Origin of the sequence: Mesorhizobium sp. M0983 (assembly GCF_040318975.1) — a bacterium.
Taxonomy (GTDB): domain Bacteria; phylum Pseudomonadota; class Alphaproteobacteria; order Rhizobiales; family Rhizobiaceae; genus Mesorhizobium.
This window is the reverse complement of record NZ_JAMYNH010000018.1, coordinates 1-16,687: the sequence shown is the minus strand read 5'-3', so window position 1 is coordinate 16,687 and position 16,687 is coordinate 1. Positions and strand designations below refer to the sequence as shown.

Annotated in this window: 16 protein-coding genes and 1 pseudogene; 11 read left to right on the top strand and 6 right to left on the bottom strand. The window is 63.3% G+C overall.

What is annotated here, in order from left to right; all coding sequences use genetic code 11:
- Positions 1–68: 68 nt before the first annotated feature.
- The 3 genes from NKH71_RS25575 to NKH71_RS25565 are packed head-to-tail and all read left to right on the top strand — an operon-like array spanning position 69 to position 2,513.
- A complete protein-coding gene (locus NKH71_RS25575; protein WP_352895404.1) occupies positions 69–1,625 on the top strand; it encodes an LLM class flavin-dependent oxidoreductase in 1,557 nt (518 codons plus the stop codon).
- Positions 1,603–2,031 (top strand): rhodanese-like domain-containing protein, encoded by a 429-nt coding sequence (locus tag NKH71_RS25570; protein WP_352895411.1) that lies wholly within the window; start codon positions 1,603–1,605, stop codon positions 2,029–2,031. The genes NKH71_RS25575 and NKH71_RS25570 overlap by 23 nt, the downstream gene beginning before the upstream one ends.
- An 11-nt stretch (positions 2,032–2,042) precedes the next feature.
- Complete coding sequence (locus NKH71_RS25565; RefSeq protein WP_352895403.1) at positions 2,043–2,513, top strand: rhodanese-like domain-containing protein; 471 nt, start codon at positions 2,043–2,045, stop codon at positions 2,511–2,513.
- Positions 2,514–2,545: 32 nt separating this feature from the next.
- On the opposite strand, the gene NKH71_RS25560 is transcribed toward NKH71_RS25565, so the two are convergent.
- The 6 genes and pseudogenes from NKH71_RS25560 to NKH71_RS25535 form a co-directional block, all read right to left on the bottom strand.
- Positions 2,546–3,361, bottom strand: a complete 816-nt coding sequence (locus NKH71_RS25560) for an FAD-dependent oxidoreductase (RefSeq protein ID WP_352790233.1) — start codon at positions 3,359–3,361, stop codon at positions 2,546–2,548.
- Positions 3,362–3,725: 364 nt separating this feature from the next.
- A pseudogene (locus NKH71_RS25555) lies at positions 3,726–3,806 on the bottom strand (hypothetical protein); the annotation flags it as partial.
- Between the two features lie 8 nt (positions 3,807–3,814).
- Complete coding sequence (locus NKH71_RS25550; protein WP_352790236.1) at positions 3,815–5,035, bottom strand: acyl-CoA dehydrogenase family protein; 1,221 nt, start codon at positions 5,033–5,035, stop codon at positions 3,815–3,817.
- Positions 5,036–5,049: 14 nt separating this feature from the next.
- Positions 5,050–6,087: an ABC transporter substrate-binding protein gene (locus NKH71_RS25545; protein ID WP_352482609.1), complete on the bottom strand. Its 1,038-nt coding sequence runs from the start codon at positions 6,085–6,087 to the stop codon at positions 5,050–5,052.
- Positions 6,088–6,096: 9 nt separating this feature from the next.
- Positions 6,097–7,281, bottom strand: coding sequence for an LLM class flavin-dependent oxidoreductase (locus tag NKH71_RS25540; protein ID WP_023717658.1), 1,185 nt, complete (start codon positions 7,279–7,281; stop codon positions 6,097–6,099).
- Positions 7,282–7,346: 65 nt separating this feature from the next.
- Positions 7,347–8,957: an ABC transporter substrate-binding protein gene (locus NKH71_RS25535; protein ID WP_023717657.1), complete on the bottom strand. Its 1,611-nt coding sequence runs from the start codon at positions 8,955–8,957 to the stop codon at positions 7,347–7,349.
- Between the two features lie 313 nt (positions 8,958–9,270).
- Here NKH71_RS25535 and NKH71_RS25530 point away from each other — a divergent pair, with 313 nt between their 5' ends.
- The 8 genes from NKH71_RS25530 (at position 9,271) to NKH71_RS33505 (ending at position 16,617) form a co-directional block, all read left to right on the top strand.
- A complete protein-coding gene (locus tag NKH71_RS25530; RefSeq protein ID WP_352895402.1) occupies positions 9,271–10,257 on the top strand; it encodes an ABC transporter permease in 987 nt (328 codons plus the stop codon).
- A complete protein-coding gene (locus NKH71_RS25525; protein ID WP_352790239.1) occupies positions 10,257–11,255 on the top strand; it encodes an ABC transporter permease in 999 nt (332 codons plus the stop codon). Before NKH71_RS25530 ends, NKH71_RS25525 begins: the two co-directional genes overlap by 1 nt.
- Before the next feature lie 2 nt (positions 11,256–11,257).
- Positions 11,258–12,256, top strand: a complete 999-nt coding sequence (locus NKH71_RS25520; protein WP_352482607.1) for an ABC transporter ATP-binding protein — start codon at positions 11,258–11,260, stop codon at positions 12,254–12,256.
- Positions 12,234–13,181 carry an ABC transporter ATP-binding protein gene (locus NKH71_RS25515; protein ID WP_352482606.1) on the top strand — a complete coding sequence of 316 codons (948 nt, stop codon included), beginning with the start codon at positions 12,234–12,236 and terminating at the stop codon, positions 13,179–13,181. The genes NKH71_RS25520 and NKH71_RS25515 overlap by 23 nt, the downstream gene beginning before the upstream one ends.
- 20 nt (positions 13,182–13,201) lie before the next feature.
- Positions 13,202–14,257 carry an aldo/keto reductase gene (locus NKH71_RS25510; protein WP_352895401.1) on the top strand — a complete coding sequence of 352 codons (1,056 nt, stop codon included), beginning with the start codon at positions 13,202–13,204 and terminating at the stop codon, positions 14,255–14,257.
- Between the two features lie 72 nt (positions 14,258–14,329).
- Positions 14,330–14,920, top strand: coding sequence for an FMN reductase (gene msuE, locus NKH71_RS25505; protein ID WP_031193577.1), 591 nt, complete (start codon positions 14,330–14,332; stop codon positions 14,918–14,920).
- Positions 14,921–15,989: 1,069 nt separating this feature from the next.
- Positions 15,990–16,286, top strand: coding sequence for a hypothetical protein (locus tag NKH71_RS25500; RefSeq protein WP_352895400.1), 297 nt, complete (start codon positions 15,990–15,992; stop codon positions 16,284–16,286).
- Between the two features lie 100 nt (positions 16,287–16,386).
- The gene (locus tag NKH71_RS33505) at positions 16,387–16,617 is read left to right on the top strand and encodes a YMGG-like glycine zipper-containing protein (RefSeq protein WP_502900416.1); all 231 of its coding nucleotides are present in this window, start codon (positions 16,387–16,389) and stop codon (positions 16,615–16,617) included.
- Positions 16,618–16,687 lie beyond the last annotated feature (70 nt).

Here is a 16,687-nt window from a genome sequence, read left to right as displayed (position 1 = left end):
GGGTCTGGCAGGCGTTAGAGATGAAAGGCCTTTGCGACCAGCCCGAGAAACGCCCCCGAAGAGCCCCAATGACTGAAGATCGAAAGATAAAGCTTGGAGCCTTCATCCGCGGCCCTGGACATCATGTCGCTGCCTGGCGCCATCCTGATGTCCCCGCCAATCCGGGCCTGAGCTTTCAGCACTACGCAGAGGCCGCGCGCACCGCCGAGCGCGGTCTCTTCGACATGGTCTTCCTTGCCGACAGCCTCAGTGCGCGCAATGGCGAGCAGCCGATCGAGACTTTCGAGCGCACCGGCCATGTCGTGCATTTCGAGCCGCTGACGCTGCTGTCGGCGCTCTCGACCATCACGCAACGGATCGGGCTGGTGGCCACCGCTTCGACCACCTATTGGGAACCTTTCCACCTGGCGCGGCTGTTTGCCTCGATCGACCACCTGAGCGGCGGCAGGACAGGCTGGAATGTCGTCACCTCGGCCGATGCGCCGGCGGCGGCGAATTTCAGCCGCGACCAGCATCCCGTTCATGCCGACCGCTATGACCGCGCCGAGGAGTTCGTCGCCGTGGCGCAGAAGCTGTGGGACAGCTGGGACGACGATGCTTTCGTCGCCGACAAGGCTTCGGGCATCGCCATCGACCGGCATGGCATCCATGCCCCTGACCATGCCGGCCGGCATTTCCGGGTCAAAGGGCCGCTCAACGTCGCCCGCCCGCCGCAAGGCCATCCCGTCATCGTCCAGGCGGGTTCTTCCGATGCCGGCCAGCATCTGGCGGCGCGGACGGCGGAAGTGGTCTTCACCGCCCATCCGACCATCCAATCGGCGCGCGGTTTTTATGCCGAGCTGAAAGGCCGGCTGGCGTCGTTTGGCCGCTCTGCCGATTCCCTGAAAATCATGCCCGGTGTCTTCCCGGTCGTCGCGCCGACGCGCGCGCAAGCCGAGGACAGGTTCGACGCCATCCAACGCCTGGTCGATCCCGTGGTCGGCGTCGCCCTGGTTTCCGGATTGCTCGGCGGCGTCGATCTTTCCGGCCATCCGCTCGACGGACCGTTGCCGGAACTGGGCAGTTCCGATGCGGTGAAGAGCCGCCTGAAAGTCGTCTCCGAATTGGCCTCGAGCCGGAACCTGACCATCCGGCAATTGTATCTCGCCGTTGCCGGCGCGCGCGGCCATTTCCAGATCGTCGGCACGCCAAAAGACGTGGCCGACATGATGGAGGAATGGTTCGTCGGCGGCGCGGCGGACGGATTCAACGTCATGCCGCCGATCCTGCCGACGGGCCTCACCGATTTCGTCGATCTCGTCATTCCGGAACTGCAGCGGCGCGGCCTGTTCCGGACCGCTTACGAGGGCGGGACGTTGCGCGAGAATCTCGGCCTTGCGCGTCCGGTCCGCGCGCCACCGAACACCAGGAAAGGAAAGCATCATGAGCGCGAGCACGATCGATTCGGAGACGTTTCGCCAATGGCTGGCCGATGGCGAGGAACTTGCGGTGCTGGATATCCGAGACAGCGCGATTGTCGGATATGCCTCGCCGCTGTTCGCCACCAATCTGCCCGCAGCACAGGTCGAGGCGGAGATCGACCGCTTCATCCCGCGCAAGGCGGTGCGCACCGTGCTGGCGGATGACGGCAGCGGCGTCGCCGAGCGGCTTGCTGAGCGATTTGCCGAGCGCGGCCGCAGCCAGGTGTTCGCACTGGCCGGCGGAATTCCGGAATGGACGAAGGACGATGTGGAAGGCTTGCCGACCTTCGACACGCCGGGCGTCGATTTTTCGCTGGCGATCCGCGACGAGAAGGGGACGCCGGTCATTACCGTTGCAAAGCTTGCGGCGCTCAAGGCCAAGAAAGCCGACGTGGTCGTGCTCGACAGCCGGACGGTGGCGGAATTCGACAAGGACCATGTACCGGGCGCCATCAGCGTTCCGGGTGCTGAGCTGGTGCTGCGCTTCGCCGACCTGGTGCCGTCGCCGGACACGCAGGTGATCGTCTCCTGCGCCGGCCTGCCGCGCGCCACATCGGCGCGCAGACGCTGATCGATGCCGGCGTGCCCAACAAAGTTGCTTATCTGCACGATGGCACCAAGGCGTGGCGCGAGGCCGGCCTTGCGCTCGAAACCGGCAGGACTGCTGCCTATGGTTCGGCGAGCGAGGACGCGAAGCGATTCGCCGAGGAGCGCATCGCAAAACTTGCCGAAGGCGACAGCTTCCCGCGCATCGATGCGGCGACGGCCGCAGCCTGGGCGAAGGACGAGAGGCGCACGACCTACCAGCTTGACGTGCGCACGCCGGGGGGATTCGCCGAAGCGCACATTCCGGGATCGATCGCGTCGGAGGGCGGTCAGTTGCTGGGCGTCGCCTATCGCACCATCGCCGTGCGTGGCGCCCGCGTCGTGCTGATTGACGATCTGCTCGGCGTCCGCGCGGCGACAACGGCGCACTGGCTGCAGCGCCGCGGCTTCGAGATCGCCATCCTCTTGCATGACTTCCAGTCGGCCAGCCTGGTGAAAGCGGCGTAGGGCAGGAGCTGTCGGGCGATTTTTGGAGGCCGCTATTCGGCGGCTTCCTTTTGACGGCGGCCTGAAAGGACATTCTTCTGCATCGCCGTCAGCGAAGACCGCACCGCATTGGCGCCGTGCTTCAGCATTTTCGCCTCATAGTCTGACAGGGCTTCAAGCAGCGGCTTGTCGCCGCGTCTGGCGGCCACCAGTTCAGGCACCAGCAGCCCGGCGCCGTAGATCGCGGTGTTGCCGCCGAGTGCGCGGAAATAGGTCATGGCATGGATGGCATCGCCGAGCAGTGTCACCTGTTTCGTCGGCCACGGATCGACAGGCTCTGAGGTGTGGACATGCAGCAGCGCCACCGTAGACGGGTCGGTGTAGCGAATGAGGTCGAGGATTTCCTTGTGCCAATGGCTGATCTTCGAAATCAGCAACTCGATCAGTTCGGCGCCGGAGAGCTTTGCCAGCGCGTCATCCGTGGCAAGCTCGTCCTTCTCGTATGCGGTGTTCCACCAGACATAGCTGGTGGTGTTGTTGAAATGGAAACCGGCAATGTCCTTGTGGGTGTCGTCGTCCAGCCCGATCAGCCCATATTTGCGATAGGCCTCGACATTGACCCGATGACTGGTGACCATCAGCCCGTGACCTTCCGTCGGTCTGACGCCGGCATTGTAGTCAAGCAGCAGCGGCGAGATCTGGTGTAGGGCTGCGGCATGCAGCGTCATCTTGCCGGCCAGGCGCCTGACGCCGGTGTCGAAGCTTCGCGCATGCGGCACCAGTTGCTGGCGCACGCGCGAGCGGGCGCCGTCGGCACCGACCAACACATCGGCATGGATTGTCGAGCCGTCCTCGAAATGCGCGATCACCGAACCCGTCCGGCTGCTCTTCGTAGCGGGAATAGACCTTGCCGTAGCGCACGACGCCGTCGAGGCCGGAAAGCAGCACCTGGCGCAACGTGATGCGGCTCACCGACTTTTCGATATGCGTGTCGTCGGCCTCGCCGAGTGCGTTGCCGCCACCCCAGGCGTCCTCGCCCAAGGTCTCGAAATTTTCGTCGAGCAGGATGTTGCGGTCCGGCGCTCGGCCGAGCGTGGCGACAAAGGCCTCGTAGAGTTCCGGCGGCAAGTTGGCGATCAGCGAATCGATGCCACGCTGGCGGATGCGCAGCCGAAAACCCTGGACGTAGTCATTGCGGGCGCGATCCTTCTCGAAGACCGCGACGCTGATGCCGTTCTTCTTCAGGCCTTGCGCCAATGTCAGGCCACCGGGGCCTCCGCCGATGATAGCGACTTCGACATGTTCGGAGATCATGGCGTCGCTCACCCGACCGCCTTGAGCCTGGGTTTGACAGCGGCAACAGCCGGCGGCTCGGCCACTTGGCTGGCAGCGTGGCGGCTGAGCGCCGCCTTGGCGGCGATCGTGCGGATCATATGGTTCTGCGGTGCGTGCGAGCGGGCAGTCAGCGTATCGCGGTGGTGACGCTCGAGCTGGAAGTCTCTGTTAAGACCGGGATTGCCGGCAAGCTCCAGCGCCAGCGAGGTAACTGCCACGGCATTGTCGATGACGACATGCCTGACGGTCATGCCGTCGGTGCCGACCGGTCGGCCGGCGTCGACGTCATCAGCGAGCGAGCGCAGCAGCCGCGTGCTGGTTGCGAGCCTGACCTCGATCTCGCCCAGCCCTGCCTGGATGTGCGGCACGGTCGACAGCGGCGCGCCGAGGCTCGCCGGCGCATGCGTGGTGACGAAGGAGACCAGCCGGTCACGGGCAGCGCGGGCGGCACCGTGGTAGACAGCGCCGATCAGCGAAAAGAAGAACGCCGTCGCACCTTCCTCCCGCCGCAGCGGCTCGGACGCCGGCTGCGCCTCGGTGATGTCCTCGGCAGGCACGGCGACATTATCCAGAATGACGTCGTCGCTGGCGGTGGCCCGCATGCCGGCGGCGTTCCATGTCTTTTCGACGCGCAATCCCGGCGCATTGGTCGGCACCAGGAACGAGGCGAGGCGCGGTTGCGGCTCGTCGGTCAATGCCAGCAAGTTCACCCATTTCAGGATGGGAATGCCGGTGACGTAGTTCTTGTGGCCGGATATCCGCCAGACATTGCCGTCGCGCCGGGCAATGGTTTCGGGCGGCTTGCCATGGGCGGGCGAGCCGATCCCCGGCTCGGCCTGGGCGGCATTGATCAAGGCAGGGCCAAGACGGCCGGCCTCGACAATCCGCTGCACCAGATGGCGCGGCCATTTTCCGGATTTCCGCAGCGCATACTGGCTGTTGTAATGCATGGCCAGCACAAGCGCCGTCGACGGCTCGCCGCGGCCGATCTCGGCGATCACCGCCTGGGCTTCCGTCAGCCCGCCGCCGAGGCCGCCATGCTCGCGCGCTGTGACCAGGCCAAGCAGACCGGCCTGGTGAAGCCGGCCGAAATTGGCAAACGGAAATTCTCCGGTCGCGTCGTGATGTGCGGCGGTCAGCGCGAAGTCGTCGGCCAGGCTCGCTACCGTGTCGAGGAGTTGTGGGAACTCGGGGATCGTCGAGGTCATATGCTGGCTTCCTCTCAGGCGGCGGCGCGGATGGTCACCTGATCGAGCGGCCGGCGATCGACCCAGGCCTCGACGTCGAAATCGCTGGCAAGGAAACCCCAGTCGCGCAGGAAATCCTTGTAGTGGGAAATCGCCGCGACGAGCTCAGGCTGCAGTCCGAGGCCGAGATGGTTGTGGACATCCGGACCGTTGGCGGCCAGCACCTGTTCTTCGGTGGCGCCGGATTCGCGGGCGACGAAGCGCCGCGTCTCTTCCGGATGCGCCTTAGCCCAGGCGCTGGCGCGCAGGATCGTCTCGATCAGGCGCGTGACCAGATCAGGGCGCTCTTCGGCCAGCAAATCGTCGACGGTCAGCACACGCGGCGAACCGGAGTTGATGCGGATGTTCGGGTCGGGATGAAAGCCGAATTCGGCGACCTGGATGGCGCCGATCAGATTGGCGACATTGATGCCGGCCGTGCCTTTGACATAGATGGCGTCGACCTCGCCACGGATCAGCGCGGCTGCCTCCTCGCCATAGGCCTGTTTGCGCTTGAGGCCGAACAGCGACGGCCCTTCCTGGCTGTCGAGCACGCTGTCGGTCAGCGCGATGTCGACGATCTCGACGTCGGCATGGCTGAGGCCTTCAAGCGAGAGCGCCGAGACCAGCCCTTTCAGCGCCGTCGCCCGCATGAAGTCGACGATGCCTTCCGGACGCCGGGCGATGCCGAAGCGGCGGCCTTTCAGGTCCTGGGTTGTTCTGATGCCGGTGCCGGGCAAGGTGATGATCGCCTGGAATTCGTCGGTCCAGGTGATGCCGACGAGACGCGTCTTGCGCCCTTCGGACCGCGCACGGATCGGCGGCACGTTGCCGCCGTGGCGGAACGACCAGTCGAGTGTGTGGTTGAAATGGCTCTGGCGGATGTCGCGGTTGGGTGAATCGATGATCGACTTCAATTCGATCCCCTCCTTGCGAAAGGTTTCGTCGAGAAGTCCGAGCTGCGCCGCAAGCCCGACAGGCGTCGGCACCGGGCAGCGTGTGTACCAGATTTCGGAGATCGCAGTCGTGGTCATGAGTGCTCCTCAGGCGTTGCGCAGGCCGGCCTGCTTCATCAGCGGCAGGATGTTCTCGCCGAAGAATTCGAGGTCCGGCTTGAAGTCGAAGAAGGACAATTGCAGGCCATCGATGCCGGCGTCCTTGAGCTTGACGAACTGGTCGACGATCTGCTCGGGCGTGCCGATGAGATAAATGTTGCCGCCGACCTTGGCGTAGGGATCGTCGCGGCCTTCGCGGCCCTTCCAGGCCTGGGCGTCGCTGTTGAAGGTCTGGAACCCTTTCGGCGTACGGCTGTCGGCACGGGCGACGATCTGGTCGGCGACGGCCCAGGCTTCCTTCTCAGTGGGACGGCTGATGACCAGCGGATTGAGCAGCGTGCGCACGGTGCGGCCGACACCGAGGGCGGCGTCCTTCACCTTCTTCGTATGCGCCGGCAGCGCCTCCAGCGCGCTGGCGATGTCGGAGCCGGCCGGGCTGGTGACGAAGACGATGTCGGAATAACGGCCGGCAAAGGAAATGCCGGCATCGGAGCCGGTGGCATTGACCAGGATCGGCCGACCGTAATTCGGCTTCGGCGTGACGAAGCCGCCATTAAGCTTCCAGCTCGATTCTCCAGAGAAGGAGAAATTCTCGTCGTCCTGCCACAGCCGCTGCAGCACTTCGACGAACTCGGCCGCGAGTTCGTAGCGACGGTCGTGCTCGATGCGGTTCCAGCCGAACATCTCGTGTTCGACGGCGCGATGACCGGTGACCACGTTGATGCCCCAGCGGCCGCCAGAAATGTGATCGAGCGTGGCGCCGAATTTGGCCAGATGCAGCGGATGCCACGGGCCGTAGAGAACATGCATGGTCGAGATCAGCATGATCTTCTTGGTGATCGCGGCCATGGCTGCAATGGAGACGAAACTGTCCAGCGCCTGGCCGTTGAAGACCCCGCCATAGCCGCCCTTGGGCAGCCACTGGCTGAGCGCAAAGACGAGGTCGAAGCCAAGCTCCTCGGCCTTGAGCGTCAGGTCGCGATTGTAATCGAAGCGCCAGTCGGTCGAGCGCGGCAGGGTCGAGTTGGTCCAGCCGCCGGCCTGGATCGGCAGGAACAGTCCGAGCAGCACCGGCTGCTGAAGCGCTTTCGATAGCGGGCTGTCCGGATAGTCGGTCGGCGCCTTGAAGAAGGGCGTGCCGACGATGGAACCAGGCTTGTGGGCGAGCGTCATGGGGGAATCTCTCGGGGAAGGAGAAAGAGATGCCATGCGCGAAAGACCGCGCATGGGGCGGCGGATCAGGCGACGATATGGGTTGATGCGAGGCTGCCGGCATTGCCCTCGGCGCCCACTGTGTGATCGGCGATGCGCTTGTTGTAGAGGGTGATTTCCGGCTGGCTGACGATGCCGATGTCGGGCAGGTCCTCGACAAGGATCTGCTGGATCGCGGCCCATTGCTCGAAGCGCTTTTCGTGATCGACCTCGACGGCGGCAGCTTCAAGAAGTTCATCGACCTTGGGATTGCTGTATTTCGACCCGTTGGAGAACGGCACGCCCGGTTTGAAATTCTTCGACCAGTAGAGCCGCTGCACGCCGACCGTCGGATCGAACAGATTGCTCATGCCGTTGAAGGTGAAGTCGAAATCGCGGTCGGTGTAGATGCGCTTGGTGTAGGTGGCGAAATCCTGGCTGCGCACGGTGACCTCGATCCCGACCGCGGCCAGTGCCTGCTTGATGTAGTCGGCGCCGCGCTTGTAGGTCTCGCCGCTCGGCACATAGTCGTGGACAAGCTTGAGGCGGGTGCCGTCGGCACCGCGTTGCAAGCCTGCTTCGTCGAGCAGTTTCTCGGCGGCGGCAGTGTCGACCGGATAGGTCTTCAGGTCGGCGACGAACCATTTTTTCAGATTGGGGTTGATCGGACCGGGCATGGTCTCGCCATAGCCATAGTTGATCGTCTCGCGGATGACGTTGCGGTCGATGACATGGGCGAAGGCGCGGCGGACCCGAACATCCTGGAAATAGGGTTTCTCCAGGTTGAACTCGACCCGGCTGACACCGTTGGAATACTGATAGCCCTGTTTCTCGAAGCCGATATGCGGCAGCGTCTCGAAGCGCTGCAAGTCGCTGTACGGGATCGGCGTTGCCGGCGCCAGGTCGATCTCGCCGGTTTCCAGCGCCAAGGCACGCGCCGAAGCGTCCGGGATGAAACGCACGATCAGCCGGTCGAGATAGGGGCGCGGCGCGTCCCAATAATCAGGGTTGCGTTCATAGACGATGTGGCTGCCGCGGACCCATTCCTTGAAGACGAACGGGCCGGTGCCGACCGGCGCGACGTTGACCGGATTTTCGGCTGCCTTGCCGCCGTCATAGAGATGCTTGGGCACGATCGGCGTTTCGGCCGCGGCCAGCGCCGTGATCAGGTAAGGCGCCGGCTTTGACAGCACCAGCGTGACGGTCAGCGGATCCGGTGTCTGGATGTCGATAAGATTGAGGAAGGTGTTGCGGCCACGAGGGTGAACATCCTTGATCGTGGCGATCGAATAGGCGACGTCGGCGGCGGTGAATGGCTGGCCATCATGCCACTTCACGCCTTCGCGCAGCTTGAAAGTGTATTGCAGGCCATCGTCGCTGAGCGACCATTGCCTGGCCAGTGACGGGCGCGGCGTGAGATCGAAATCGTAGGTCAGCAGGCCCTCGGTGGTCTTTGCCGAGACGTAGACGGAATTGAACGCCGTGTGGGCGATCGTCGTCAGCACCGGCGGCTCGGCCGAGAGCAGCAGCGTCGCCGTTCCACCTTGTTTCGGCTCGGCTGCGTAGGCGCCGCGCGATGCGGGCAATAGGGTGGCTCCGAGCGCTGTTGCCGAAAGGCCGAGAAACCTACGGCGGTTCGGGGTGAGGAAATGAGACATGGCGCCTTGGTCCTTTTTTGCTGCCGGCATCAATCGGCCGGTCGTCGGCAGCCGGGTGAAAAATCCATCGTTCCAAGAGCCGGCCCGTTTGTGAAAAGATTTGGCCGCTTCGATCCCGCACTTAAGATTTCATACTTCAAACGGCTATTTTGTAGCATGAAATAAAATTCTATTCTGAAACATTGCCATTTTCAGAACAAAATTTCTTAAATCAGGTTTGACAATGTCTATAAATCTTGTCAACTAAAAAGCACGGAACTTTCCGGGAAACAGCAAACCCGCATCGTCAGCCACAGCCGGGATAGCGAAAACGATGTCGACCCTGACGCGCATTGGCAGAACCTTTCGGCGCACGGCCATCCAGGCGGTGCCAACGGTTCTGGGCATCGTGATCCTGAACTTCTTCCTGCTCCAGCTTGCGCCGGGCGATGCCGCCGACGTCATGGCCGGCGAGGCCGGTTCGGCCACGGTGGAAACCATGGCGGCGTTGCGCCAGCGCTTCGGACTCGACAATCCACTGCTCGTCCAGCTGTTCAACTATCTCTACAATCTGGCGCATTTCAGTCTTGGCTTTTCGCCGCGCTACGGCATGCCGGTCGCCGACCTGATCGGCCAGCGGCTGCCGGGAACGCTGTTGCTGATGGCGGTGGCGCTGACCATCGCCATCGCACTCGGTCTCGTCCTCGGATCGTTGATGGCGGTGTTTTCGGGACGCCTGCCGGATCGTCTGCTTTCGGTCGGTTCGCTGCTGTTCTATTCGATCCCGGGCTTCTGGATCGGGTTGATGCTGATCGTCCTGTTCTCGGTCAAGCTCGGCTGGCTGCCGAGCGGCGGTTCGGGAACCATCGGCAGCAACCTGACCGGCCTTGCCGGCCTCTGGGACAAGGTGCGCTACATGATCTTGCCGGCGCTGTCGCTGGCACTGTTCTACGTGGCGATCTATGCGCGGCTGACCCGGGCGGCGATGCTGGAAGTCCAGTCGCAGGACTATGTGCGCACCGCCGCCGCCAAGGGCCTGTCGCCGACCGTCATCACCATCCGGCATGTCCTGCGCAACGCACTGATCCCCATCACCACCATGGCCGGCATGCATGTTGGCGGCATGCTCGGCGGCGCCGTGGTCGTCGAGACCGTCTATTCCTGGCCTGGCCTCGGGCGTCTCGCCTTCGAGGCGGTCATGGGCCGTGATTTCACGGTGCTGCTCGGCATCTTGCTGCTGTCGTCGCTGCTGGTCATTGTCGCCAATGCGACCGTCGATCTGCTGCACGCCTGGCTCGATCCCCGCATCGGAGTACGCTGATGGCTTCCACCGAATTCGCCGCCGGCGATGCCCGCTCCCGCCGCCTCTATGCCGATACCCGCGAGCCTGCGGTGCCGCCTGAACCCGAGGCGAAGAGCTGGAGCAATCTTCACGCGCCCGACGCGCGCTCCGCCTCTGCGGCGTCGGTACCGATTGCGGCCGGTGGCCGGGCGCTGAAGGTTTTCCTGCGCAATCCCAACGCCATGTTCGGCGTGGTGTTCCTGTCGCTTGTCGTGCTGGCAGCCTTGCTGGCGCCCGTCCTCTATCCGGCCGATCCTCTGTCGATGGTAGCACGGCCCTTCCTGTGGCCGGGGCAGAATCCGGCCTTCCCGCTGGGCACGGATTCGATGGGCCGCGACGTGCTTTCCGGCATTCTGCATGGCGCGCGGATTTCGCTGTTCGTCGGGCTGATGGCGACCGCGCTCGGTCTCAGCTTCGGCATCCTCGTCGGCGCTACCGCCGGCTATTTCGGCGGCTGGATCGACGACCTGCTGGTACGCCTGGTCGAAATCTTTCAGACCATACCGAGCTTCGTGCTTCTGGTGGTCATGGTGGCGATCGCGCAGCCGACGGCGCCTGTGGTGACGGTGGCGATCGCCGTCATCACCTGGCCAACGGTGGCGCGGTTGACGCGTGCCGAATTCCGGGCCATCCGCGAGAAGGATTTCGTCATGGCTGCCCGCAGCCTCGGCTACGGCCATGCCCGCATCATCTTCCGCGAGATATTGCCCAACGCGCTGCCACCTTTGATCGTGACCTCGTCGGTGATGGTGGCAACCGCGATCCTGATGGAATCGGCGCTGTCCTTCATGGGCCTCGGCGATCCCAATGTCGTCAGCTGGGGCTCGATGATCGGAGCCGGTCGAGAGCTGATCCGAACCGCCTGGTATCTGACGGCACTGCCGGGATTAGCGATCGTCTTTACCGTGCTGGCGCTGAACCTGATCGGCGACGGCCTCAACGACGCGCTCAATCCGCGCTTCTCGCAGGAGCGCTAGAGATGGCCACTCCCTTGCTCAGGGTCGACAATCTGACGGTTCGCTTCCCGACCACCGAGCCGGTCAGCCGGCTGAGTTTCGAGGTTGGCGAAGGCGAGACGCTGGCGATCGTCGGCGAATCGGGCTCCGGCAAATCGCTGACAGCACTTGCCCTGATGCAGCTTCTGCCGCGCTCGGCGAAGATCCCCAATGGCAGGATCGAGTTCGCCGGCAGGGATCTGCTCGGTCTCGACCAGAAGGCGATGCGGAACTTGCGCGGGCGCGAGATCGCGATGATCTTCCAGGAGCCGATGACCTCGCTCAACCCGGTGCTGACCATCGGCCGGCAGATCACCGAGGTGCTGACGCTGCACGAGGGCATACGCGGCAAGGCAGCGCGGGCGCGGGCGATCGAATTGCTCTCGCTTGTGCGCATTCCTGATCCGCAGCGGCGCATCGACGACTATCCGCACCAGCTTTCCGGCGGCATGCGCCAGCGCGTCATGATTGCCATCGCCGTTGCCTGCCGGCCGCGCCTGCTGATTGCCGACGAGCCGACGACGGCGCTGGATGTCACCATCCAGGCGCAGGTGCTCGACCTGCTCGATACGCTGCGCCGCGAACTGTCGATGGCGGTCGTGCTGATCACCCACGATCTCGGTGTCGTCGCGCAATGGGCCGACAAGGTCGTCGTCATGTATGCCGGCCGCAAGGTCGAGCAGGCGTTGCCGGGCGCGCTGTTCAGAACACCGCTTCATCCCTACACGCGCGGCCTGCTGGCTGCGTCGCCGCGGCTGAAGACCAATCTCCACTACCGCGACGCCAGACTGACGGAGATTCCCGGCAGCATCGTCTCGGCTGCCGGCGAGAGAGGGTGTCCGTTCCGGCCGCGTTGCGCGGTGGCGCGCGACAGCTGTGCCCATTTCGTACCCGACCTCGTCGAGGTGAGCGAGGATCGCCTCGTTGCCTGTCCCTACAGCTTCATTCCGGAGGTTGCGCATGGCGTTGCTCTCGGTCTCTGACCTCTCGACGCATTTCCACGCCCAGGGCGGTGCGCTGCGCGCTGTCGACGGCGTTTCCCTCGAGGTCGGGCGCGGCGAAACGGTTGGTCTCGTCGGCGAAAGCGGCTGCGGAAAATCGACACTCGGCAAGACGATCATGCGGCTGGTCGATCCGACCGGCGGCAAGATCGAGTTCAACGGCACCGACATCACCGTTCTCGACGCCAGCCGGCTGAAGGCGGCGCGCCGCAATATCCAGATGATTTTTCAGGATCCGTTCGCATCGCTCAACCCACGCCACACGATCGGCGACATCCTGACCGCGCCGCTGAAAGTCCATGGCATCGGCAACAAGGCCGAGCGGCGCGGCATCGTCGAGGACATTATCGAGCGTGTCGGTCTGCCGAAGGATTCGCTCGGTCGCTACCCGCATGAATTTTCCGGCGGTCAGCGTCAGCGCATAGGCATAGCACGGGCGCTGATCCTCAATCCGGAACTGGTCGTCTGCGACGAGCCGGTGTCGGCACTCGACCTCTCGATCCAGGCGCAGATCCTCAACCTGCTAGTCGACATGAAGCGGCAGCTCGGCCTGTCCTACCTCTTCATCTCGCACGATCTGTCGGTGGTCCGCTATTTTGCCGACCGGGTGCTGGTCATGTATCTCGGCCGCATCGTCGAAAGCGCCGACAATGCGACGCTGTGGACCTCGCCCAAGCACCCCTACACGCGCGCGCTGATGGACGCCGTGCCGGACCCGTCGCGCCGGCGTCAGGCCGCGCCGATCCATGGCGACCTGCCGAGCCCGCAGAACATCCCGAGCGGCTGCCGCTTTCACACGCGCTGCCCGCTGGCGACCGATCTTTGCCGTTCGCAGGAGCCGGCATTCCGGGCGATCGCGGCGGGACACCACGTCGCCTGCCACTACGCCGAACCAACCCTCAACTGAAAGTTCAACGGAGCAGAAAATTGTCCGATTACCGCTATCTTGGCCGCAGCGCCTTGAAGGTTTCGCCGCTCAGCCTCGGCACGATGATGTTTGGCGGGCCGACCGAGGAAAATGTCGCACACCGCATCATCGACAAGGCGCGCGAGCAAGGCATCAATTTCATCGATACCGCCGACGTCTACCACAACGGCAAGTCCGAAGAAATCGTTGGCCGCGGCATCAAGGCGACGCGCGATCATTGGGTTGTAGCGACCAAATTCGTCAACTCGCATGACAAGGGTCCCAATCTTGGCGGCCATTCGCGCAAATGGGTAATCCAGACCGTCGAGAACAGCCTGCGCCGCCTCGGGACGGATTACATCGACCTGTTCTACTTCCACCGTGCCGTCTTCGATGCGCCGCTGGAGGAGCCGGTACGGGCGATTGCAGACCTCATCCGCCAAGGCAAGCTGCGCTATTTCGGCGTGTCGAACTTCCGTGGCTGGCGCATTGCCGAAGTCGCGCATCTCGCCGATGAACTCGGCATCGACCGGCCGGTGGCCAGCCAGCCGCTCTACAACATGGTCAACCGCACCGCCGAAGCTGAGCAACTGCCGGCCGCCGCCTATTTTGGTCTTGGCGTCGTCTCCTACAGCCCGCTGGCGCGCGGCGTGCTGACCGGCAAATACGAGCCGAACCAGGCGCCAGCTGCCGACACGCGGGCCGGCCGTGGCGACAAGCGTATCGCCGAGACCGAGTGGCGCCCGGAATCGATTGAGATCGCCAGGCAGATCGCGGCGCACGCAAAATCACGCGGCGTCTCCGCCGCCGATTTTGCGCTGGCCTGGGTTCTGAACAACCGGCTGGTCACGGCGGCGATCGCCGGCCCGCGCACCGAGGAACAGTGGGACAGCTACGCTAAGGCGCTGGACTTCAGGCTGACCGCTGAAGACGAGGCCTTTGTCGACCGCCTCGTCACAGCCGGCCATGCCTCGACGCACCGATTCAACGATCCGAGCCATCCGGTCGAAGGCCGCGTGCCGCGTTCCGAGCCGGCCGCACCGATCCCGCTGACGCGGCCTCTGCGCGCCGCCTGACGGTCAGCTGTGGACTGGCGGGGCCGGCGGCCCGCCAGAGTCTCCAATCGTTTCGGACAGATGAGAGAGCCCATGAATTTCCATGTCGAACGGCTGCGCCAGAGCATCGTCGTTTTGTCAGGCAACACCCATAGGCCATCGAAATCACGGACGCTGGCGCATCATCTGGGTGAGGCACTGCGCGAAAGATTATCCGCCACGGTGAATTTCCTCGATCTTGTCGATGCCGGCCGTGGTCTGGGTGCTGCGTTCACGCGAAAGGAATTGACGCCGGAGGCGCTGAATGTGGTGGAGGCTGTCGAACAGGCCGACGCGCTGATCGTGACGACGCCGGTCTACAACGGCTCCTATGCCGGCCTCTTCAAGCATCTGTTCGACCTCATCGATCCGCTGGCGCTTGTCGACCGGCCGGTGCTGATCGGCGCGACAGGCGGCGGCCAGCGCCACGCTCTGGTGGTCGAGCATCAGCTTCGCCCGTTGTTCGGCTTTTACTCCGCACTGACCGTGCCGAGCGCCGTCTACGGCAGCGACAGCGACTTTGCCGATGGCAAGCTCGTGGATCCGCTAGTCCTGGCGCGGGCCGGACAGGCTGTGGACCAGTTCGCGGCCCTGCTTTCCGCGCGGCAGCCGAACAGCCAACCGGTCAGGCTGGCCTCGGGCTGACGCATAACATTGCTCAGACTAGCGGAGAGCAAATTCAGTTCGCCGATAAGCCGCAGGCAACGCCTTTGAAGTCGATACAGCCCGATGCTGTCACTAAAGTGGTTGAGGCAGTGTGCATGCCAGTTGCGTGTCAAGGCCTTGTTCAGCCAAGCGAAGCTATTGATGGTCATCTGATCGATGGTCGGGCCGGTGGGATGACGGAAGATTTCGTGTGCACCACGTGTGCAGTGAGCGGCGTGATGTGCTAAATGGCCTTCAGTTTGCGCCAGCATAGTCGTAAATTCGGTTACGTTTGGCTACGCGCTTCTTTCCAAATTGCTCAGTCGTTCCAACAGGGTATTGGACGGACTGACGCATAAAAAAGATAATAAAATTAGTATGTTAGGACACAAAGTTGCCGTTGCACCTATGATGGACTGGACAGATATGTCAATTAAATCAAATAGTTAATCTGATCTGTGTGCAAAAACTGCACACGAAAGTTCTGCTTCTCTTCCATTTTCGTTCGTTCGCTAGGATGGTCGCCAAGCCTCCAGAGACGGCTATTTTCCTCTCGGCAGTCGCCCAGTTTTCGAGATACCTACCCGCGGATGGCCAATCCCGCGCGAACACCGCAAGTCGGAGCGCGTCCAAAGCTCGAATGGAGGGGGAGTTCCGGCTAGTCTGAGGCGGTCGCTCGATTGCGCGTCCAATTAACTCGAAGAGGGAATTGTAGGCCGGCGCGTCCGCTGGCCGAAGGTTGAGAATCGCCTGTATGGCAACATCGCCGCGCTTCTAGTGTCGAGCTTTCGCAGTTCACTTAGACTTCACATCGCGCTACCAGCGAACTCCGAGATCAAAGCGACAAGCTGCTCGAAAACCATCGGCGTAGCTGGTGGACACCTGTTTGCCATCCCACAAAGAGACGCAGAGCTCAGCCCCGGGACTTTCAGCTAGTTTCTTCGCGCGTCCGTGCAGAGCTTGCGCACAACAACTCGGCACGTTGTGCGAACAGGCTCTGCGCGCTGCGCTCACTCGCAACGTCTGCAGAAGCATTGACGTAGGATTCCATGGTGGAGCTCGCTTAGCCATGCCTGGGGTCGCAAGCATACTGCTGTTCGTAGAATTTATCTGCGGCGCCGCGATCGGAATGGCGCTGGGTCGCTGGGTGCCAAGTTTTAGTCTTGGCAGGACAGCCGACTGCTTGATTGGCGGCATCGGCGGCTTGCTTTTTGTGTGGCCCTCCGCGCGCATTCCGGGGGTTGGGCGCCTCATCGGCCACCACGCCGACAGCCTGATGTTAATCGGAGCCGGAATAGCAGGGCTGCTGGGAGGTCTTGTCCTGATTGTGCTGGCCGGTTTCGTCGGGTCACTCATAAGAGGCTGAGAGCAGCTCCGAATGAAGAAGATGCTTGGCGCGCACAGATACTTTCCAGCTATCCATCGGGGGCGCTGAAGATTGCTCGGTAACTGACGAGGAGAACATTGTGAGGAAATTGGCTCTTGCGCTTGCAGTCGTTTCAGCTCTGGCGGGCTGCACCAACGCGGAAAAGGGCGCTGTAATTGGGGGTGTTGGCGGTGCCGCGCTCGGAACGGCAGCTGGCGGTAACGACGTGCGAAATGCGGTCGTTGGCGGTGCAATCGAGGCCGTCGCCGGTACGTTGATCGGAGCGGCGGCCGACCGCGGACTGTCGGGAATTCTGTGCGCGAGGCCATGATGATGGAAAGGAGAGAATCATCGCATGGCTATTGAGAAGGAACTTCTGGACCAACTGCTTGCCGGCCGCG

Excerpts from the sequence above, each read along its gene's own strand:
- NKH71_RS25525 (WP_352790239.1), top strand. The coding sequence starts at position 10,257 with ATGGCTTCCACCGAATTCGCCGCCGGCGATGCCCGCTCCCGCCGCCTC.
- NKH71_RS25530 (WP_352895402.1), top strand. The coding sequence starts at position 9,271 with ATGTCGACCCTGACGCGCATTGGCAGAACCTTTCGGCGCACGGCCATC.
- NKH71_RS25500 (WP_352895400.1), top strand. The coding sequence starts at position 15,990 with ATGCCTGGGGTCGCAAGCATACTGCTGTTCGTAGAATTTATCTGCGGC.
- msuE (WP_031193577.1), top strand. The coding sequence starts at position 14,330 with ATGAATTTCCATGTCGAACGGCTGCGCCAGAGCATCGTCGTTTTGTCA.
- NKH71_RS25515 (WP_352482606.1), top strand. The coding sequence starts at position 12,234 with ATGGCGTTGCTCTCGGTCTCTGACCTCTCGACGCATTTCCACGCCCAG.
- NKH71_RS25520 (WP_352482607.1), top strand. The coding sequence starts at position 11,258 with ATGGCCACTCCCTTGCTCAGGGTCGACAATCTGACGGTTCGCTTCCCG.
- NKH71_RS25575 (WP_352895404.1), top strand. The coding sequence starts at position 69 with ATGACTGAAGATCGAAAGATAAAGCTTGGAGCCTTCATCCGCGGCCCT.
- NKH71_RS25550 (WP_352790236.1), bottom strand. The coding sequence starts at position 5,035 with ATGACCTCGACGATCCCCGAGTTCCCACAACTCCTCGACACGGTAGCG.
- NKH71_RS25535 (WP_023717657.1), bottom strand. The coding sequence starts at position 8,957 with ATGTCTCATTTCCTCACCCCGAACCGCCGTAGGTTTCTCGGCCTTTCG.
- NKH71_RS25540 (WP_023717658.1), bottom strand. The coding sequence starts at position 7,281 with ATGACGCTCGCCCACAAGCCTGGTTCCATCGTCGGCACGCCCTTCTTC.
- NKH71_RS25545 (WP_352482609.1), bottom strand. The coding sequence starts at position 6,087 with ATGACCACGACTGCGATCTCCGAAATCTGGTACACACGCTGCCCGGTG.